Consider the following 21,589-nt stretch of genomic DNA (forward strand, 5'->3'; position numbering starts at 1 on the left):
TTAACTTTACTACATTACCTTTCTCTCTATTTATTAAAACTATTAAACTATATCAATTTAGGACTCATGTCATTATTTGTTCTATTATACATTACTTTTTTGAACAGTATGTGACAAAATTAATAATTTTAAGAGTAATTATTCTCTTTTTAACAGATAAAGGCCTTCTGTTTCAACAATTTCTTTAATTAATTCAACTTTATTTTCTGGGATTCGGCAAAGTTCATTAGAAAATTTACCATTAATACTGATTAAGAACCGAGGCTGCTTGGATAGTATTTGCAGCGAAGAGATGTCTTCTAATATTACAAAATTAACAATCCTTGTCCACTCCTCTATAGTCAGACTATACAAATCTGTCCCTACTAATTGTGAATATTCTTTGCTTTCTTGTGAATCCAATTCCAAAGGAAACTCAGTTAAAAACATACTCAGATTGAAATATACCGTTAATTTCATTAAAATGCTGATAATCTTTTCCGCATAGTTATCCAGATAATTGTTTAAAAAGAATTGTTTAATCTCTTTATACTGTCTGTTTTCTATTTTCTTTGGAATAAAATCAATATAATAATTATGCACATTATCATATGAAGTGTTATCTTGGATACTTTCTTTATTATTCATAACTACTACCACCTCTTCTTTTGCATTTTTAAAGTTAACGAAAGATTACTAAATTAATATAGTTATAATAGTTTAGATATACTGAATATAATTATTTCGTTGCTGTCACATATTGCTCAAAAGCTGCTTATAAATTAGTAAAATGAAAGCAGCCGCCTTTAGTCTAATTATATAGACATTCAATTGAGTTTGCAACATATTATGTCGAAATAAACATGATTCCTTATTCTTTTTTAATACAACAAATCAATAACTCTACCTATTAAATATGAAAAAGCTTTTAAAAACCTAATTAATCATATAACCTCTCCCCAATTAAATATAACCATTTTATTGTGTAACAATGATGACATTCTAATAATAAGAGAATTATTATTATATGAAATTTGTTATATTCTCAGTATATAATATTTCTAGTATTATAGCCATAACGTTTTCTGCAATTTAACATTGATTTTAGTAATCAATTATCCTTACAACAAAAAAGATTAATTTATTAGTAAACACGCACACAGATAAGACCATATACACAAAAGCATGCATATGGTCTTATAATTACTTCCTAATTATTATAAATATTTTTTTAACTCTTCGACTTTATCCAATTTTTCCCAAGGTAAATCAAGATCGATTCTTCCAAAGTGTCCATAAGCTGCCGTCTGTTTATAAATTGGTCTTCTAAGATTAAGCATCTGAATAATTCCTGCCGGACGTAAATCAAAGTTTTCTCTTACAATTTCAACAAGCTTTTCATTAGAAAGCTTACCTGTTTCAAAAGTATCAATCATAATTGACATTGGATGAGCAACACCAATTGCATAAGATAATTGAATCTCACATTTATCAGCAATGCCGGCTGCAACAATATTTTTTGCAACATAACGGGCTGCATAAGCTGCTGAGCGGTCAACCTTTGTGCAATCTTTTCCTGAAAATGCTCCGCCGCCATGTCTCGCATATCCGCCATAAGTATCTACGATTATCTTACGTCCTGTTAATCCACTGTCTCCATTTGGTCCGCCAATTACAAACCGTCCAGTAGGATTTATATAATAATTAGTTTTGTCATCAATAAAATCCTTAGGTAAAATCGGGTCAAAAACATATTTCTTAATATCTGCATGTATTTGTTCCTGTGTTACCTCAGGGTCATGTTGAGTGGATAATACAACTGCGTCTAGATGAATCGGTTTTCCATTTTCGTCATACTCAACCGAAACTTGTGTCTTACCATCCGGTCTTAAATATTTTAATGTACCATCTTTACGAACCTTGGTAAGCTGTAATGCCAGTTTATGTGCCAACGCAATAGGGTATGGCATATATTCTTCTGTCTCATTGGAAGCAAATCCAAACATCATCCCCTGATCTCCTGCACCAATTGCATCGATTTCGGATTCGGTCATCTTGTTTTCTTTTGCCTCTAAGGCCTTATCAACACCCATAGCAATGTCTGTTGACTGTTTGTCAAGTCTTACAAGCACCTCACACTTGTTTGCGTCAAATCCATACTCAAGATTGTCATATCCAATTTCATTTACAGTCTTTCTTACAATTGCTTCATAATCCACATTTGCGTTTGAGGTAATCTCTCCCATAACTAATACAAAGCCTGTATTGGTACAAGTCTCACATGCCACACGGCTCATTGGATCCTGTTCTAACAATGCATCCAAAATTGCGTCGGACACCTGATCACAGATTTTATCAGGATGGCCTTCTGTTACTGATTCTGATGTAAATAATAATTTCTCCATAGATCCTCCATTCTGTATGATTACATACATGTCATAAAATGAATAAAAAAAAATCCGTCTAAACGGATTTGAAGTCAAATTAATCAAATCCCCTTATTGTTCGACTACTCGCTCAGGTTGGCACCTTCCTAAATTAAAGAGGGGTTGCCGTGACTTCACAGATCCTTTGTATCTCCATCACTCTGAATAAGAGAAAAAATTACAATATTGAATTTTCTTAACTTGATATAACTATAATTACAGATTTACAATACACCAATTTGCTTTTTTCGTCAATAGCTTCCAAATAATTTAATAAATATTATCATTAAATATTTATCTGTGAAGATAGTACCAATTCAATTGACAATATAATGCATAATTCATATACTGTAATTAAAAGTTCTGTTAAATCTATATGAAGGGTGGATTTTTATGAAAAGAGTACTTACCAAAGATTTAATCCCTGGTATGATTACTGCTGAAAATGTATACACAATAAGCGGACAGTTGATACTTCCGGAAAACTTAAAACTTACCGACAAAATGATAATAAGACTAGAATTTTATGCAATTGAAGAAATAACTGTCGTAGATGATACCGAACAGGTGGCAACCAAACCTGTTTCTTTGTACCGTGAGAAAATAGACAATAGTCTTGAATTCAAAAAATTCAGAGAAATCTTTTTTGAAAATGTTGAGTATTTTCAAAATTCGATTAACACAGTCATTAATCGTATTACTCCGATTGATACTTATTCCTTATTAACGAATACTCTAAATATTTTTTCCAGTAATTTAACTTCGATTGGTGTTTTTGACATGCTTCATAATATGCGTGAATATGACGATGTTACCTATCATCACTCAATGAGTGTAGGTATTATATGCAATATCATGGGAAAATGGCTTGGATTTTCAAAGGAAGATACGGAAGTTTTAACACTTGCAGGGCTTCTTCATGATACCGGTAAAATTATGATGCCGGATAATATTTTAAAGAAACCGAGTCGGCTTTCCGTTACAGAATATGAAATTATTAAAACCCATCCTTTTCAGGGATATAATCTTCTTAAGGGAGAAGATCTTGATGAAAGAATTAAAAATGCGGCTTTAATGCACCATGAACGCTGTGATGGTTCAGGTTATCCCAGTCGTCTGGTTTCAAATGAAATTGACGATTTTGCTAAAATTGTTGCAATTGCCGATGTTTATGATGCAATGACATCTGCCAGAATATATCGAGGTCCGTTGTGCCCATTTGATGTGATACATATATTTGAATCGGAAGGCTTAAGAAAATTCGAACCAAGATTTTTACTTCCATTTCTTGAACGAATTGTAAATACTTATATGAACAATGATATTTTATTAAATAACGGTGAAACCGGAACAATCATTATGATTAACCGATTATATTTATCTAAGCCCGTGATTAAAACAGCAACTGGTTTTATTGACTTGTCAGCGGAACCTGATCTATACATCATGAAAATATTGTAACTTGTAAATTATAGCTTTTGGTGTACATAGTTAAAACCACCGATGTTGCATCGGTGGTCTACTTATTGGTTTCGTAATACATATAATCTTTGTATACATTACTTGATGTTTAAAATATAGCTTACATTTTATTCATATTAATAGATCTGATAATCTTTTAATTTCCCATCCGCCCATTGAATATCAATCGTTTTTCCATTTTTAATACGAAGTCCTTTTACATATCCATTTTCGAACTCCTTTGGTAAAGCCGGAAGGATTTTTAAACAGCCATTTCGATCTTGTACAAGCATATTAGCAATTCCTGCTGTCCCACCGAAATTTCCATCAATCTGAAAAGGTGGGTGCGCATCCCATAAATTATCATAAGTAGATCGAGTAAGTAATGTTTTTAAAAATGCATAGGTATTATCACAATCCTCAAGAACTGCAAATAAGTTAAGAATCCAAGCACAACTCCACCCTGTATGACCCCCGCCATTTTTCAGCCGCTCCTCTAGGGAAATACGACATGCTTTGATTAATTCTTCCTGGTCTGCAAAAAGCTCCGAAGGAAATAATCCATATAAATGGGAAACATGACGATGTCCCGGTTCACTTTCTTCAAATTCCTCATGCCATTCAAGAAGCTGCCCTCTGCTTCCTATTTGAAAAGGAGCAAGAAGTGATAGCTTTTCTTCCACACTGTCTAATATTTCATCATTAATTTCCAAAATATCACATGTCTTTTTGAAGTTTTTAAATACTTCCCTAATGATAGCAAGATCCATAGTCGTAGACATAGCGACACAACTGGTCAATCCGTCTTTTGTTTTAAAGCGATTTTCCGGTGATGTGGACGGACAAGTCACATAATAGCCATTGTATTGATAAACCCAGTCAACAAAAAATAATGCGGCTTCTTTTAAAATAGGATAAGCCGTTTCACGAAGAAATTTCTTGTCAGGATTATATTCATAATGTTTAAACAGTTCACTTGTTAGCCATCCGCCTCCCATTGGCCAAAATGACCAGGTAACACAATTTTCTTCGCCTCTTTCCTGTCCGTAGGCCAACCCAACAGGGTTAGTATTACACCAATAATCGGCATTGTGATGATGAACAAATCCTCTACATTTATAATGTACTCTTGCTGTTGTTTTTCCTTCTTTACATATTTTCTTTAAAAATTCAAAGTAGGGAGAAAGACATTCCTGTAGGTTGCAGCTTTGTGCCAGCCAATAGTTCATCTGTGTGTTTATATTTGTCGTCCAATTACAGCTCCATGAAGCTCTGAATTTCCAACTCCAAATCCCCTGTAAATTTGCAGGCAGGCTGCCTTCTCTCGAAGAACTAATAAGCAAATATCTACCGTATTGAAAGTATAAAGCATATAAACCATTATCACTTTCACCATTACGTAGTCTGCAAAGGCGCTCATCTGTCGGTATATCTAACTGTTTGCCCAGATATAATTCAACCTTATTAAAAATTGCTTTATAGTCTTTACAGTGAATTTTTTTTAATTCTTCATAATCGTTACAAGAATTTAAGTCCATTGGCCTTATAGCCTCAAAAGCTAAAATAGCTGTATAAGCTCCGCTTATCTGTAAAGAATCTTGTGTTTGAGTAATTTTTCCATCTGAATAAAGAATCTTTAAACCAGCATCAAAAAGTATTCCTCTGTTTCCTTGAATCACTGGTTGAATACTATCCACATAATTAGGATCAACATGTTCTGGACATTGACCACTTATGTTAATGCCATCTTTCGTATAAGAAATCTGACTCTTAAGTTCTGATTCAAACGAGATCGATAGATTCAGCTTAGGTTTATCACAAGTAAATTTTATTAATATTGCTTTTGTTGGATAGCTTGCAAAATATTCTCTTGTATAAAATATTTCATCTGCTTTATATGATACATGGGCAATCGAATTTTGTAAATCCAGAGAACGTTTATAGTCATCTATTTCCTCATTGTGTTCGAATTGAAACTTAAGATTACCAAGTGGTAAATAAGATTCATTGTATTCACCAAGCATATTGTCTCTGATTAATTCTTCCGCTTTTACATATTCTCCATTTTGGATAAGATCTCTGACGTCTTGTAAATAATTCGCAGCATTGGGGTTATTTTTATCATGATAATAACCAGACCATAAACTTTCTTCATTTAATCCGATTTTTTCAAGCGTAGTTCCTCCCCATATCATCGCACCTAAGCTTCCATTGCCGACAGGCAAAGTTTCTTCCCATTTCGTTGCAGGCTTTGTATAAAATAGTCTCATATGAATTCTCCTATAAGTTCTGTCCGGTTATTACTCTTTAACACAATAATTTTGCAGTAAAATAACCGTAATATTTTCACTTCCCAGTACTAACCATTTATGAATTATCATATCATAAACTTCTAGATTATTCACCTGTGTTCATTACAAAAATAATCCTATTATCTACTTTTTATTCATTTGTCAATTCACGTATGCTTGCTTTTAAGCCTTTTCATCTTCCAATATTTCAAGCAGAAATAGGATTGCCAGAGCCTGTCCATAAGGCATGGATTTAATCTCAATATTTTTATAAAATTGTATTGATTCTCTGCCCATAGCCGTTCCATATGAAACCTGATTTACTATACCATCATCTGTGATATACTTTAGTACCGGGCTAAGAGCTTTATAGGCACAATCATGATATGATTCCGGCAAGTATCCCAAATGAACCGCTCGTAAAATACCATAAGCAAACCCACAGGTAGCACTGGTTTCAACATAGGATGTTTTGTCATCAATCAGAGTATGCCACATGCCTGTATCTTCCTGATAATGTTTCAACGCTTTTGCCTGTGCTTTAAACGCCTCTAATAGAAATCTGTGTGTGCTGGCCTCACAGGAAATCATGTTCAAAAGTTCAGGAATGGCTACTGTGACCCAACAATTACCTCTTCCCCATAACGCATTTGTAAAATTATGATTTCCCTGAAACGACCAACCATGAAACCAAAGACCTGTTTTTTTATCTGTTAAGTATTTTATGTGTAGCATAAATTGATATTTTGCTTCTTCCATGTAAGACTGATTATTCACAATTCTTCCATAGTTTGCAAGAAACAAAACCGCCATGACTAATGTATCATCCCACAATTCCTGTTCGTTTAACGTATCCGATGTTAAATGCTGAAATCCACCTTCTTTTGTCTTGGGAAGTTCTGTCATAATCCACTCTGCCCATTCTTTGCAAAGTTCAAAGTATAAGTCATTCTTCGTAAATTCTGCAAGATAAGATAATGTCAGCATTGGTGCACAGGTATTAATATTTTTCGATGGAAGCCCTGTTTCAATGCGTTCATCATAGTATTTCAAGAGCATATCAAGATATTTAATATCTTTGGTCTTTTCAAAAAACTTCCACAGCCCAAATAATCCAACTCCTTGTGTCCATTCCCAAAATTGATATTTACTGATGTCATCTCCAGCAAGATTATTACTTTTCATATTTAATAAAAAGTTAGTATCATCTTCATATAATACTTTCTGAAAATTATTTACTAAAGCATTCAATTTTAATTCTATGCAATTTTTACGGTCGTTTATGTTAAACATTAAAATTGTTCCTTTCTTATCTGCTACACTACATTTTTATGATCTGAAATTATATATTTGAGCTTTAAATTTCTCTAATTTATTTGTTAGTATATCAATTTAGTCAGCCAATAACTACGTGTTTTTTGACTAATATGTCATTTTTTATTGCATATATTGCTTTTATATGAGTTTATACGTAAATAGTTTGATTAAATTTTAATTATTAAAAAATATGGGATTTGTGATAGCCATGTTAGTACAATCTTGTTTTGCAATAAAAAACATCCATTTTACTCCCTTTATAGGTATCTGTGCTATTTTTTGACTGTAGTCAAATTTATTTGTTGCTGTCTCTGGCATATCAAGTTGGATTCTCTGAATATGAATACCGGCACACTCTTTCCCTATTATATATTCGTTGCACGGTCTGTTATTGTTTTTTAAGTCATCTATTTCATTTGTATAGATATAGAGCCATTTTAGTGGTTTGTTTGCAATCAGCATCACATCTATATCAATATAATTTTCACTGATATAAACCATATTACCTGAACTCCTTCCATTGATCTGTGGAATTAGTATCGGACCATTTGTTAAAAAACTATGACCTTTTCTCAAGGCATCCAATATCTTATCTGAATTCAACTCTCCCTCTACCTGAACGTAGGTACGTACTCCAGCACTGCCTAGATTGGTTTGAGCCCATTTTTCAAAAAGCACCATTTCATGATTCATTAGTTCCATATAAAAATCTATTTGGGGCTTTAGTGGTTCCGGTATATCTATTTCTGAGTTTTTTATTTTTTCTCTCAGCCACATAATCTTATTAAAAATAAAATGATAATCATTTGCCCTGATATTGTGCGTATCACTCCCCGTTGTAGCCGGAATATATTTTCCTTCTACAAGAAGTCGAAGCCACAAATTGAATGCTTTACCATTTGTGGTACCTTCGACCATTGGATTGGATCCATTCCATATTTCCATAGTTTGAAAAATTGAAAGCATATCATTATAAGCAGGATTCCAAGAAATTGATTTGCTGTGCTCGCATGGATGATTCACTTGGGGCAAACCTCCCAGTTCTTTAATTTGATTGGTAATTCTTATAAATTCCTGACGTAAGTGAACATCGTCTCGTTCTTCTTTTGGTATTTCATAAATAATATCTTCTTTCACTCCCATTGCCATAACATGACCATTTGAAGTGGATATCTCTTTTGACAAAATCGGAATAAAATCTTTAGTTATCGTTTGTTCCCATTCAGGGTGGTTTAAAACATTATGATGATCGCTCAACGCTCCATAGGATACTCCCACTGCCATCATAGAACGGCAGACCTCATTCGGAGTTTCTACAACTGGATCGGTACCTTGGTAAACGGGACTGCTGTATATGCTGTGATGATGTAAATCGCCTGCATACCATCCTAATTTTTTCAATTCTACAATTGGAACTAAACAAAAGGAAATCTCTGTTGTCTTGTTTTCGCATATTTCAAGCCTGCCTTGTATTATTTCGTATTCCGATCCCTTTGAGATTTCAACAAAATAAAAACCAGTTGGCAATTTTATACTAGCTTTACCATTATAATCTGTAATCTCACGTATCATATTTATCTTGCATTTGATACTTTTATCATGCTCTGTACTATCTTCTATTGGAAAAAGCTTCACCTGTGAAACGGTTCCTCTTTCTTTATCATCCACAACTAAAATGTCTACTGTTCCCATTTGGTTCAAATGCTTATTTGAGGAATAAAATAGTTTTTTATGACTGCAATATTCTTCTAACCATAATATTAGTTCATTTAATTTTACTGTGTCCATCTTTACTTGTTGAACCATATTTTCGTGATACATCCTGCTGTATGCCATATCCATAGCAATAGTTAAAAATTTTTTTTCTTTTGACATTGCATTTCCTCCTTCACAGTATTCTACAAATACTGATTTTTCAGCTTTTATATAATAGAAAATGAAATGAAATTCTTATTGTATAATGAAAGAGTGAGATAGCTTTTATGCTGCCTCACTCTTCCCAATAAACTTTCTTGTTTATATGTTTTATTTATTTGGCTTTACTTTTTCGCAACATTTTGCTCATAATATGCACGTCTATCATTTAATACTGTCTCTAAGCCAGCGGTAACCAGTTTCTTGTATTCTGATTGCTGTAAAGAATCAAATTCATCTGATTTGCAGCTTATCAGCTTATAAGCATACTCAATTGCCATAGTACTCAATTTTGCTCCATAAGTTGTTTCAGACTCCAGTACAACAGGATACGTAGGATATAGGTACTGATTGGTATTCATAACAGTATATAAGCTATTAAACCAATCTGTTGATAAGAAATTATATGTGTTAGCCCACTGATCTACAACACTGTCCTTGTTATCAACAAAGCTAAAATGGTCATTAACGATATTGTAATCTGCAATGTTACCAGGATATCCTTTTTCATTTAATTCATCTTGTAACATAGATACCGGAACTCCGGCACTATCTAATGTATGTTCAGGAGTATACATAACATTCTCTGCATTTGTTGCATCTGATAACCAGTTTAAATATTTTACACAAGCATCTGCTTTAGATTCACTTGTTTTTGGAACCATAACATACATACCATATAGTGGCTCTGTTGGATTTATATATTCACCTTCTGGCGTATCAAAGCAATTGAGAGGTACAAATTCTGCCCCATCTACACTGGACTGTAAAGTAGGAATTAAATCGAAAATTTCCGTTGCATCAGCCAATATAAAACCAGCATTACCAGCACTTACATCCTGTTTAAAAATATCAGTAGTGGTATCTGTTGCAAAATCCTGTGTTATCAATCCCTTGTTATATAACTCATTTAACTTCTTAAGACCATCAATCGCACCATCTGCAAATACCTTATAATTTTCAGCATATACGTATGCATCTTCCTCTGACAATTCTGCAACATAAGAACCTACAAAGCTTAGGTAAAATTTTTCTGTATCTGTTGATCCACCCATCGCCCAAGGAACTACATCTGAAACGTTGCCGGGATTTTTTTCTTTAAAAGCTTCCAAAACTGTGAACAATTCTTCTTTTGTTTTTGGAATGCTTAAACCAAGTGCATCCAGCCAATCTTTTCTGATATAAGAAACATGTCGCGGAACTTGCTGTCCTCTTCTTTTCATAATGGCATATTGCTTATTATCTACCACTCCCATATATTGAATATTACCAATATTAGTTTGAATATCGGTGCCATACTTTGCATAAGCATCTGTCAAATCTGCCAGACCACCGTTTGATGCGAAATTGCTAAAAATGCTTTGGTTGTATGAGAAAACAATATCTGGAGCATTTCCGCCTGCCATCATTACATTCAACTTATCATCGGAACCTGATCTTGGAACAGCAACAAAATTAACTTTTACATTACAAGCTTCTAAAACCTGTTCTTGAATCCATTTAGTCATTTCATTTTCTTCATTTGATGTTCCTGGTGCCGAAGAACCACGGTCCCAAATCATAACATTGATTTCTTGTGTTTCCCCATTGTCGGTATCATTTGATGCTGTAGTACCATTGTCTGTAGCCGTTGTTGAACCGCTATCGGTGTTGGAACCACATGCGGTAAGCATACTTGCAGTTAACACTGCTGTGAGTAAGAAACCAGTGCATTTCAATAAACTTTTTCTAACCATTGTTTTTTCCTCCATAAAAAAATGTGATTTTACTTTTATTTTAATCACTGATTGTGATTAGAATACGTTTAAAATTTAGCTAAATCTAACCTTTTACGGCACCAAGCATGATACCTTTTGTAAAATATTTCTGGATAAATGGATAAGCGATCAACATCGGCGTCATAGAAATCACAATACTTGCCGCTTTAATGTTATCCGCTGCCAGCTGACTTGTTTTACCTTCCAGTAGTGATATTTTAACTGAGTCAATCATCTGTTTTAACATCATCTGAACTGTATATAAATTTGATTTGTTGATATAATACAAAACGTCACTCACATTATTCCAACGCCAGACTGCATAAAACAAGCTTAAAGTTGCTATGGCCGGCACAGATAATGGAACGGCTATTTTATACAATGCTTTCCATTCAGAGCAGCCATCTATATAAGCAGATTCATAGAGTGACTTATCAATGGAAGTGAAAAACGAACGCATTATAATTAAATTATATGCACTCAAAGATCCTGGGATAATTAAGCTCCATGCAGTATTAATTAATCCAAAACTTTTTACATTTAAATAAGTTGGAATTGTCCCCGGATCAAAATACATAGTCAGAACAAACAGTGTCATAATGATGCTGCCACCCTTTAAGCCTTTTTTGGAAAGAGGATATGCTGCTAAAATTGTCATCATCATAGATATAGCCGTAAATCCCAACGTTAATACAATGGTATACACAAAGGAGCGCAAGAAATTGATATTTCCAAAAACCTTATGATAAGCTTCCATAGTAAAACCTACTGGAAATACAAATACCTGCCCTGCCAAAATAGCTGATTTCGAACTAAATGAAATAGCAATTACACGCAATACCGGAATCAGTGTTAACGCACAAATTAGCACAAAGATTACTCCCGATACCAATTGAAAAATTCTAGAAGACCTACTATTGATTTCCATTAAATAACACCCTCCTCACCGAATTTTTTTGCCATAGCATTTACAATCAAGAGTAACAAAACACCTACTACTGATTGAAATAATCCTACTGCAGTTGCAAAATCAAAGCGCGCTGATTGCAAACCAACAGAATAAACATAGGTGCTGATAACATCTGACACACTCTTAACTAAGGTGTTACTCATCATATAAGGGCGATCAAAGCCAATCGATACCACTTGTCCTAATTTCATAATTAACATAACTGAAATTGTTCCTTTAATTTGTGGTATTGTAACATACCAGATTCTTTTAAATCTACCAGCTCCATCAATATATGCTGCCTCACCAAGGCTAGGATCTGCACCACTAAGAGCAGCCAAATAAATAATCAATCCATATCCTGCACCCTGCCATAACCCTGATATCCAATAAACAGCCTGCCACATCCATGGAACTGTAAGGAAGTTTATACTCTTTCCACCAAAGGCTGTAATTATATTATTGATCATTCCACCATTAGAGCATAATTGATTAACAATACCCGCTATAATAACCCATGAGAAAAAATATGGAAGATATAATATAACCTGCGTGGATTTTTTAATCACTTTGCTATTCAATTCATACAGAAATAAGGCCAAAATAATCGGTATAGGAAAACTAATTATAATATCTCCAACATTTAAAATGAGTGTATTTTTCAATGCCATCCAGAAATCATTTGAAGCAAAGGCTTCCTTAAAATGGCTTAACCCGGTCCAAGGGCTTCCCCAAACACCTCGAAATACATTATAATTTTTAAAGGCAGCCACTACTCCTATCATTGGTTTATACTTAAATAAAATAAGATATATTACCGGGAGCACTAGCATCATATACAATTGGTAATTGTTTCTTATATATGTTTTTGCTGCGACTTTTTTCTTCTTTTTTCCTATGTTTTTTTGTATTGCAGTATCTGACTTCTCACGCATACATCTTCCTCCTTGTTTTTCTATTGGTCGATAGTTTCTCATCACTGAATTCGTTCAATATACAAATGAACTTAAGGTAATGTCAAAATATCAAATATTTACAATACAAATCACCTTATTTGTAGCAAATTACTTATCTTGTTTAAAATATAGCATTCACACATAATAGTTTCTACGTATTATTTGTTAATTTTGTATAATTTTATCGCATATTTTGCTTAGTCATTTATGATGAATGCCCAGTTACTCAAATTTTATTCAAAATTGCTATTAATATTCATAAAATAAGCGAAATAAGAAAAAAGCGGTCAAGGCAATAAAAAAACAAGAAGCTGTTATTATTTCAGCTCCTTGCATTTATTTATATATTAACCAATTTTCAGTTTAAATTTTTGTATATCTTTTTCCGTTTCGACCTTATCTATATTTCCTCCAAGACTGCGAAGCTTCTCATCAAAGTCTTCGTAACCCCGTTCAATATAAATAATATCCTCTACGGTAGTATAGCCCTCTGCTGCCAGACCTGCAATTACTAAAGCAGCACCTGCTCTTAGATCCGGAGCATTGACCTGTGCTCCTGTTAATTTCATAACACCATCGATGATAGCAGTATTACCTTCTACCTTAATACTAGCTCCCATTCTGGTAAGCTCATCTACATATTTAAATCGGTTTTCAAAAATACTTTCTGTCACTATACTTGTCCCTACAGATACAGCCAGCGTAACAGAGAATTGAGGCTGCATATCTGTCGGAAATCCGGGATATGGTAATGTCTTGACATGGGTATGCTCTAACCTTTTTGCTGCTACCACACGCACAGCGTCATCAAGTTCCTCCACTTCACAACCCATTTCAACCAATTTAGCTGTAATTGCCTCCAGATGCTTTGGTATCACCTTTTTAACTGTTACATCACCCATTGTAGCTGCTGCTGCCAACATGAAAGTTCCTGCTTCTATTTGATCAGGGATAATAGAATATTCACTTTTGTGTAGCTTTTCTACTCCAAGAATTCGAATCACATCTGTTCCTGCTCCCTTAATATTAGCACCCATACTATTTAAGAAGTTAGCTACATCAACGATATGTGGCTCCTTTGCTGCATTCTCAATAATCGTGCTGCCATATGCCATAGCAGCCGCCATCATAATATTGATGGTTGCTCCAACAGATACCACATCAAGATAAATATGACTTCCGACCAAATTATCTGCTTTGGTCTTTATCAAACCATGTTCAATTGACACTTCTGTTCCTAATGCTTTAAATCCTTTAATATGCTGGTCTATTGGTCTGCTTCCTATGTTGCACCCACCTGGTAAAGCTACCTCAGCTCTTTTATATTTTCCAAGCAAGGCTCCAATTAAATAATAGGACGCCCTTATCTTCTTTATATACTCATTATCAATCGTTGTACCTTTTATATTTGAACCGTTTATCTTAACTGTATGTCTGTCTACTCTGTCAACACTTGCACCGATTTCCTCAATTGCCTGTAACAAAACATTAATATCCCTAACATCCGGCATGTTATCTATCAAAACTGTCTCATCTGTCATAATGGATGCTGCTAGTATTGCAAGTGCAGCATTTTTAGCACCGCCTATTTCCACTTCTCCAACCAGTGGATTACCGCCCTTTATAATATACTGTTCCATAATACACCTCATATTAAATTCCAATTTACTTAATTTATTTATAATTTCATCTAATGTCTATTATACTTTTATCAAATGCCATAATACATCTTTTTACTTTACACACATTATACTATAGTACATCAAAACATGTAATATGGCAACAACTTCTTAGTAAAACTATTGCTTTTTTTTCAAAAAATTTTACTATAAAAACATACATATTATAAAGTATCATTCTTCATAATTATATTCATAAACTGGCCAGTCTGCTAACATAATTTTTACCAAAAATGCTTTATATAGAATAAATTTACTCTATATAAAGCATTTGCAATATCTGAAAATCAATTCAAGTAATTTAATGGATTTACTTGACTTCCATTTTCAATTATTTCAAAATGAATATGCGGTCCTGTACTTCTTCCCGTATTTCCGCTAAGTGCTATTTTTTCACCCTGTGATACATTATCTCCTGCACTCACAAGTATTTTACTTAAATGACCATATCTGGTTTGTTTTCCATCGGAGTGCTTAATGGTGATACAATAGCCATAGCCATTAGACCAACCAGCACTTACAACCTGTCCACCGCATGAAGCCTTGACTGCGGTTCCAATCGGGCATGACCAATCGATTCCTTTGTGCATTTTTCCCCATCTTTTTCCAAAACCAGATGAAAAATTTCCTCCTGTAATTGGCTTTATAAACGTAGGTGGCTCTTGCGTTCCTATCTCTATAATGGTAGGAACTGCCTCTGTAATTACATCTTCATTTAATACTTCTCGATTTGTTTCTTCCCCATTTCTCTTGGTTATCTTAGCTGTTACTTCCCGGTAACCTGTACTTCCTTCTTGTTTTACCTCCTGCTTCGTGGTGTACCAACTGTCATTTTCTATGTATTCAACCGCAACCTCATATTCCTCCTCATAGGTTGTTTGCTCTGCTACAAGAACTGATAGCTCAGGTTCAGGTACCGTAACCACGATTTCATCTCCAATTTGAATTACTGAATCTGCATCCAACTGCTCATTCATTTCAACGATTTTAGCAACGGTAGTGTTATTTTTTTCGGCTACTACGGATAGGCAATCTCCTGATGCTACCTCGTATATCTTATTTTGCTCCTGATCATTAGTAACCATACTAATAGCAGTATCTAAATCCAAAATAGACTCAACAGGCACATAGGTTTCAACCACTTCAACTTCCTCTTCAAAGCCAATCGAAAGAATTCCATCCTCTTTCGCCTGATCCTGCAAAGACGTGTCATCTGTCGTTAGAACCTCACCAGCGGCTGCCTCCGTGTTGCCAACTGTATCTGCTTGGTTCTTGGATTTTTCCATTTTGACAATACTTGGTTCCATTACATCAAGCTCTTTATTCTCCTCTAAGACAAGTTCAATCGAAAATTCATTTTTCTCGTCATATTTATTTTTTGCAGCATTTAAAAGTTCTATTACTGCCTCCTTACTTGGTAATGTTATGGAAAAATCATCAATTTTAACAGTATACGCCTTTTGCTTTGTTTCTACTATGCTCGCATTCAACTCATTATATACATTCTTCTTCACAGCCTCCATATCATCTATTTTCCCAATCAATTTTTTATCTGCAATGATATCCAGTTGATAATCCATATAGACAATATCTTGTGATTGCGCCGCAAGCTGCTTTCTAACCTCTGTGACGATATCTGTGGCCGTCTGCTCTAAAAGTACACTACCTTGTTGCTTTCCATTTATTACAACACGATAAAAAGTTCCGTCTTTATCACCCCGGTTGCTGGTAATAGGGTTTGCAAGCAGCATAAAAATGCAAGTGGAAAACGCACTGACTGCATATGTAAATTTAATTTTACTGCTAAATTTTGTTAGTCTCTTCATATATTAATAGCCTCTGTTATGGTTGTAATCGTTTCTTCCACGGTTAAATTTTCCTCATTAATTATGATATCTGCATACTTATCATACAGCATGGTTCTTTCCTCATACAAATCTTTCAAGGTTTGTCCATCTCTTAAAGCTACACCCCTTCCTTTAATATCACTTAAACGCTCTTCAATCTGTTCATAAGATAGCTTTAAATAAATAATCTTACCTATGCTCTTAAAATTTGCCATTGCTTCTTTCCCATATACTGCGCTGCCTCCTGTCGCAATGACTGCCCGATGAACCTGTAAGGAAGCGTTAATCTGATTTTCTATTTCAATAAAGCCTTGTACACCTTCTGCTGATATTATTTCATGTAAAAGTCTTTTTTTTCTTTCTTGTATTACTAAATCCGAATCTATAAACTGATATCCCAAAACCTTTGCCAAAATAACTCCTACCGTACTTTTTCCAACTCCGGGCATTCCAATTATTATCAAATTATCCATTTCTATCCTCATCTTTCTCATATGGTAACTCTTATTTAATATGTTATTAAAAATTACGTAAAATATCAAGTACTATCTTTTAAATTATGTTATACTATTTAGCAAATATCTGGAAAACCAACAGATGAAAGATGAAAAAGACAAATAAAGGAGAGGATTTAAGCTTATGATTACTATTGACCCAAACGGGCAAGGAGATTTCACATCAATTGAAGCTGCATTAGCTTCTGTAGAAAAAGATACAAGCCCAATACAATTATTTATAAAAGCCGGTATTTATAAAGAAAGAATTGAAATTACAAGACCCAATATTGCTTTGATTGGTGAAAATCGTGAAAATACGATTATAACCAATGATTATTATGCAAAAATGAAAATGGAGGACGGTTCTCTTCGAAGAACCTTTCGTACCTACAGCGTATTTTTGGATGGAAAAAATATAACAGCCGAAAATCTCACCTTTGTAAATTCCTCAGGACTTGGTAAAGATGTAGGTCAGGCAATAGCTGTTTATGCAGAAGGGGATTTTCTCACTTTTAAAAATTGCTCTTTTCTTGGAAGTCAGGACACTTTGTTTACAGGCCCTTTACCCCCAACGGTGATTGAGCCAGGCGGCTTTACAGGTCCAAAAGAATTCGCTCCTAGAATCAATAGCCGCCAATTATATGAGAATTGCTACATTCAAGGTGACATTGATTTTATTTTCGGAAGTGCAACTGCTTACTTTGATAATTGTGAAATCTTTTCTCAAAATATTAATCAGGAAGTAAACGGCTATGTCACTGCTCCATCTACTCCCCAAGAGCAGGAATTTGGGTATGTTTTCAATCATTGCCACTTGATAGGAGATTGTCCCAAGGAAAGCGTATACTTAGGCCGCCCATGGCGTAATTATGCCAAGGCGGTATTTATGAATTGTGAAATGGGTGCACATATTAAAAGGGAAGGTTTTCATGATTGGAATAAAACAGATTCACATGCTACTACATTCTTTGCCGAATACAATAGCTATGGTCCAGGAGCAAATGACAAAGCCAGAGCACCTTGGGTAAAAATCCTAAACGAAGAGGAAGCTAAGATATTTTCTAAAGATAATGTTTTTAAATAAACTTATTTTAAAAAGTGTTTTTGAATGGATCATAAGGTTCAACCGTTAATTTGAGTGATTGTCAGTTAGTATGGATAGTTTTCCTTTCTCTAACTGCAGCACTTGATTCGCAAACCAAAAAGCAACCTCTGTATCATGAGAGATAAATAGAAATGTCAGATTACGTTTTTTTTGTATCTGCTTTAAAATATTTAAAATTTGAGCCTGAACAGAAATGTCAAGCATAGAGGTGGCCTCATCTAATATTAGTACTTTTGGTTCTAATAACAGTGCTCTGCATAATGCAGCTCTTTGGATTTCGCCTCCACTTACTTGGTAAGGATATCGGTTTAGAATCGCCTCATTTAATTTCAAAGCATGAATTAACTTTTGAATCTTTTCTTTTGTATCCGTACGGTTCAAGTGATGGATAGCAACTGCTTCCATAACGCTTTTTCCCAATGTCCAGTTTGGATCAAAAAAAGACTCCGGATGTTGGGAAATATACTGAACCTCACGCCGATACTGTTTTATCTGTCTCTTATTCTTTATGTCAAGTCTCACCCCACGGTAATAAATTTCCCCTTCATTGAACGGTTCCAAAAGCAAAAGAATTCTTGCCAATGTGCTTTTGCCACTGCCGCTTGAACCCATAAGACCTATGGAGTCTCCCTCATGGATCTTTAAACTTACATCATTCAAAACCTGTGTCTCGTTTTTTTGCCACTTTTTTGATACATTTTTCATCTCAATCATATAGAAAACACCTTACCATTTCCTCATTATTCCCATATTCTGTTGGTGACTGCTTTCTGCATACAGGCATAGCTTTACTACATCTGGATGCGAATCTGCACCCTAGCATAATTTCCCCCGGCGCCGGCGACTTTCCTTCCATTGCATGCATTCCGTGGGATGGAAATGAATCCAAAAGACCTTTTGTATAAGGATGTCTGGGATTACTTAACACATTTTTCCCTTTTTCAATTATCTGACCGCTATACATCACTGCCACACTATCACACAGCTTTTCTGCAAGAACAATATCATGAGTAATGATTATCATTCCTTCTACTCCATGCTTTTTTATCTGTCTTAGATTTTCATATGTCTGCTCGCGCAAATCATAATCTAATCCTTTTGAAGGCTCATCGGCCAATATCCAATTCGCATCAGAGGCAATCCCCATAGCGGAGGATATTCTTTGCTTCATACCACCGCTTAATTGAAACGGATAAGACTGTAGAACCCGTGTTAACTGTTCCTTTGGAAATCCAAAATCTTTCAATAATCCATAAAGTTTTTTATTATGTTCAGAAAAATCACCTTGACTTAGCCGAATTGCTTCCATGAGTTGACCTTTTATTTTTCTTACAGGATTTAAAGAGTCTGCTGGATTTTGAGCGATGAACCCAATTTCTCTTCCTCTGAGATTTCGCATTTGTTTTGGAGACATCCGAAATAAATCATTTTCGCCAAGCCATATAGAACCCGATATCTGTGCATAAATTGGAAGAAGCCCCAAAATCGCCAGTCCTAATACAGATTTTCCACAGCCGCTCTCACCTATAATTGCGGTTATTTCACCGGATTGAAACGTAGTAGTAACTCCGACGGCTGCCTCAACAAACCCCTCTTTTACCGGAAAACGTATTTCAACTTGATCCAGTCTGATATCTCTCATCACTGATAACCTCCAGCCTCTCCCGTTTTTTTATCAAAAATATCTCTTAGCATATCTCCTATCAGATTAATACTCAAAAGTAAAAGAAACATGCATAAGCCTGGGATAATAATAAGGTGAGGAGACGAACGAAAATTCATTCTGGCATCACTTATCATCACGCTCCAATCAGGAGTAGGAGGCTGGACGCCCAGTCCCAGAAAACTTAACGCGGCTATGGAAAGAATACATCTTCCCATTCTGGTTGCAAATAAGACAATCGTATTACCTTTCATGTTTGGAATCACATGCTTTCGTATAATCGTACCATTGCTTGCTCCCAGGCATTTTAGACCTTCGATAAAATTTTCTGTCTTTAGTTTTAATACTTCCGTTCTCACAATTCTGGCAAATCCTGTCCAGCTTGTAATAACAAGCGCAATCATAAGACTTTTCATACTTGATCCCATAATTCCTGCTATAGCTATCATTAAACTAGTACCTGGAAGACCTTGAAATATATTCAAAATTACCATAAGCACTTCGTCAACCAGACCACCGTAATATGCAGATAATGTTCCTATCATCATACCAATTAGCATGGAAGCAGCAGTGGCTGCCAAAGCTATAAGCATAGAACTTCTTCCGCCATACAAGATACGGCTTAGCATATCTCGTCCAAGAATATCCGTACCCATTAGGTGTTGACGTGAAGGTGGCATAAGTGTTTGCGTCATATCAACAGCATACGGATTGCTCGGTGCCAAGATAGGGGCAAAAATGCTGCATACTATGATAACAAAAAGGAGAATCACACCCAGTATCCCAGGTATCATTTGCTTTTTTTTCATGCTTTTCCTCCCAATCTCATTTTCGGATTTAACAATGCGCAAAGCAAATCAATGCCAAGAGAAATAATTACATAAACTACTCCCATAAATAATACATATCCCTGAATGATTGGATAATCTCTTGCATGTATTGCCTCTAAAACATAACTGCCAATACCGGGAAGAGAAAAAATTGTCTCGATTACAGCAGAACCACCCAGAATACCGCCCAGACAGCTTCCCAGATAAGTAATAACAGGCAGCATTGCATTAGGTAAAGCGTGAAACAACAAAATTTGTGTTCGTCTTATTCCTTTCGCATCCGCAGCCAGCATATATTGCTTTCCGAATTCTTCTAGCATAGATGACCGCATTAATCTGCCAGTCATAGCGATATTGGCGCTGGCAAGTGTAACGGATGGAAGGATAAAAGACGAAATCCCATCGATTCCGTTAGTTGGTAAAAGCTTTAAATTCTCTCCAAATACAATAATCAATATAATTCCCAGCCAAAAAGCTGGGAAAGCCATCAACAGATTCATAATAAATTTCATAATTACATCAGGAATTCTATTCAAATAAGCAGCGGAATACACCCCAAAAAGCAGACCAAATACACATACAAGGAGCATTGTGTATCCAGAGAGTGTAAGTGTCACCGGAAGGCGGCGAAGTATTTCGCCGCTAACCGATGTGTGATCTACATAGGACTTTCCCAAATCTCCTTTGATGGCCTTTTTCGCCCAATTTAAGTACTGAATGAGTCCAGGCTGATCAAGTCCCAACTCTTGTCTTTTGTTTTCTAATAGCTGAGGAGTGACTTGGGAAACACCATCTCTTCCCAATGCCATGGCCGCAGGATCTCCTGGTGTTATGAGTCCCAGCATAAAAGCGATAATAGAAATTCCAATGATAACCGGTATGACGGATATGAACCGTTTCCCTGTATATCGGATCATG

17 protein-coding genes and 1 riboswitch are annotated in these 21,589 nt (G+C 35.0%); of the genes, 2 read left to right on the plus strand and 15 right to left on the minus strand.

Features of this window, described 5'->3' with window-relative positions; genetic code table 11:
• Positions 1 to 138 precede the first annotated feature (138 nt).
• Positions 139 to 627, minus strand: coding sequence for a hypothetical protein (locus C8E03_RS09170; protein ID WP_094377388.1), 489 nt, complete (start codon positions 625 to 627; stop codon positions 139 to 141).
• Between the two features lie 569 nt (positions 628 to 1,196).
• Complete coding sequence (gene metK / locus C8E03_RS09175; RefSeq protein ID WP_110290875.1) at positions 1,197 to 2,384, minus strand: methionine adenosyltransferase; 1,188 nt, start codon at positions 2,382 to 2,384, stop codon at positions 1,197 to 1,199.
• Positions 2,385 to 2,474: 90 nt separating this feature from the next.
• Positions 2,475 to 2,577: riboswitch (SAM riboswitch) on the minus strand.
• Positions 2,578 to 2,798: 221 nt separating this feature from the next.
• Here metK and C8E03_RS09180 point away from each other — a divergent pair.
• Positions 2,799 to 3,866 carry an HD-GYP domain-containing protein gene (locus tag C8E03_RS09180; RefSeq protein ID WP_094377386.1) on the plus strand — a complete coding sequence of 356 codons (1,068 nt, stop codon included), beginning with the start codon at positions 2,799 to 2,801 and terminating at the stop codon, positions 3,864 to 3,866.
• A gap of 137 nt (positions 3,867 to 4,003) precedes the next feature.
• Here C8E03_RS09180 and C8E03_RS09185 read toward each other — a convergent pair whose 3' ends face one another.
• The 9 genes from C8E03_RS09185 to C8E03_RS09225 all read right to left on the minus strand — a co-directional run bounded on the left by C8E03_RS09185 (position 4,004) and on the right by C8E03_RS09225 (position 17,070).
• Positions 4,004 to 6,136 carry a glycoside hydrolase family 95 protein gene (locus C8E03_RS09185; protein WP_094377385.1) on the minus strand — a complete coding sequence of 711 codons (2,133 nt, stop codon included), beginning with the start codon at positions 6,134 to 6,136 and terminating at the stop codon, positions 4,004 to 4,006.
• 204 nt (positions 6,137 to 6,340) lie between these two features.
• A complete protein-coding gene (gene bglB / locus C8E03_RS09190) occupies positions 6,341 to 7,450 on the minus strand; it encodes a beta-galactosidase BglB (RefSeq protein ID WP_094377384.1) in 1,110 nt (369 codons plus the stop codon).
• Between the two features lie 198 nt (positions 7,451 to 7,648).
• Positions 7,649 to 9,349: a CehA/McbA family metallohydrolase gene (locus C8E03_RS09195; RefSeq protein WP_110290876.1), complete on the minus strand. Its 1,701-nt coding sequence runs from the start codon at positions 9,347 to 9,349 to the stop codon at positions 7,649 to 7,651.
• Positions 9,350 to 9,513: 164 nt separating this feature from the next.
• Positions 9,514 to 11,124 (minus strand): extracellular solute-binding protein, encoded by a 1,611-nt coding sequence (locus C8E03_RS09200; RefSeq protein ID WP_170122957.1) that lies wholly within the window; start codon positions 11,122 to 11,124, stop codon positions 9,514 to 9,516.
• Between the two features lie 85 nt (positions 11,125 to 11,209).
• Positions 11,210 to 12,073 carry a carbohydrate ABC transporter permease gene (locus C8E03_RS09205; protein WP_110290878.1) on the minus strand — a complete coding sequence of 288 codons (864 nt, stop codon included), beginning with the start codon at positions 12,071 to 12,073 and terminating at the stop codon, positions 11,210 to 11,212.
• Positions 12,073 to 13,029 (minus strand): ABC transporter permease, encoded by a 957-nt coding sequence (locus C8E03_RS09210; protein ID WP_110290879.1) that lies wholly within the window; start codon positions 13,027 to 13,029, stop codon positions 12,073 to 12,075. Before C8E03_RS09210 ends, C8E03_RS09205 begins: the two co-directional genes overlap by 1 nt.
• A 368-nt stretch (positions 13,030 to 13,397) precedes the next feature.
• On the minus strand, positions 13,398 to 14,690 hold the full coding sequence (locus C8E03_RS09215; RefSeq protein ID WP_110290880.1) for a UDP-N-acetylglucosamine 1-carboxyvinyltransferase: 1,293 nt from the start codon (positions 14,688 to 14,690) through the stop codon (positions 13,398 to 13,400).
• A 326-nt stretch (positions 14,691 to 15,016) separates the two neighbouring features.
• A complete protein-coding gene (locus tag C8E03_RS09220; RefSeq protein ID WP_110290881.1) occupies positions 15,017 to 16,555 on the minus strand; it encodes a M23 family metallopeptidase in 1,539 nt (512 codons plus the stop codon).
• Positions 16,552 to 17,070 carry a shikimate kinase gene (locus tag C8E03_RS09225; RefSeq protein ID WP_330410749.1) on the minus strand — a complete coding sequence of 173 codons (519 nt, stop codon included), beginning with the start codon at positions 17,068 to 17,070 and terminating at the stop codon, positions 16,552 to 16,554. Before C8E03_RS09225 ends, C8E03_RS09220 begins: the two co-directional genes overlap by 4 nt.
• 145 nt (positions 17,071 to 17,215) lie before the next feature.
• Here C8E03_RS09225 and C8E03_RS09230 point away from each other — a divergent pair, with 145 nt between their 5' ends.
• A complete protein-coding gene (locus tag C8E03_RS09230; RefSeq protein ID WP_110290882.1) occupies positions 17,216 to 18,157 on the plus strand; it encodes a pectinesterase family protein in 942 nt (313 codons plus the stop codon).
• A gap of 45 nt (positions 18,158 to 18,202) precedes the next feature.
• Here C8E03_RS09230 and C8E03_RS09235 read toward each other — a convergent pair whose 3' ends face one another.
• From C8E03_RS09235 to C8E03_RS09250, 4 genes are read right to left on the minus strand one after another with little or no spacing between them, the layout of a single operon-like run.
• Positions 18,203 to 18,892, minus strand: a complete 690-nt coding sequence (locus C8E03_RS09235; RefSeq protein WP_110290883.1) for an ABC transporter ATP-binding protein — start codon at positions 18,890 to 18,892, stop codon at positions 18,203 to 18,205.
• Positions 18,885 to 19,820, minus strand: a complete 936-nt coding sequence (locus tag C8E03_RS09240) for an ABC transporter ATP-binding protein (protein ID WP_110290884.1) — start codon at positions 19,818 to 19,820, stop codon at positions 18,885 to 18,887. The genes C8E03_RS09235 and C8E03_RS09240 overlap by 8 nt, the downstream gene beginning before the upstream one ends.
• Entirely contained in the window at positions 19,820 to 20,650 is an 831-nt protein-coding gene (locus tag C8E03_RS09245) for an ABC transporter permease (RefSeq protein WP_110290885.1), read from the minus strand. Before C8E03_RS09245 ends, C8E03_RS09240 begins: the two co-directional genes overlap by 1 nt.
• Positions 20,647 to 21,588 carry an ABC transporter permease gene (locus C8E03_RS09250; protein WP_110290886.1) on the minus strand — a complete coding sequence of 314 codons (942 nt, stop codon included), beginning with the start codon at positions 21,586 to 21,588 and terminating at the stop codon, positions 20,647 to 20,649. The genes C8E03_RS09245 and C8E03_RS09250 overlap by 4 nt, the downstream gene beginning before the upstream one ends.
• Between the last annotated feature and the right edge of the window lies 1 nt (position 21,589).

Source organism: Lachnotalea glycerini (genome assembly GCF_003201285.1).
Taxonomy (GTDB): Bacteria; Bacillota; Clostridia; order Lachnospirales; family Lachnospiraceae; genus Lachnotalea; species Lachnotalea glycerini.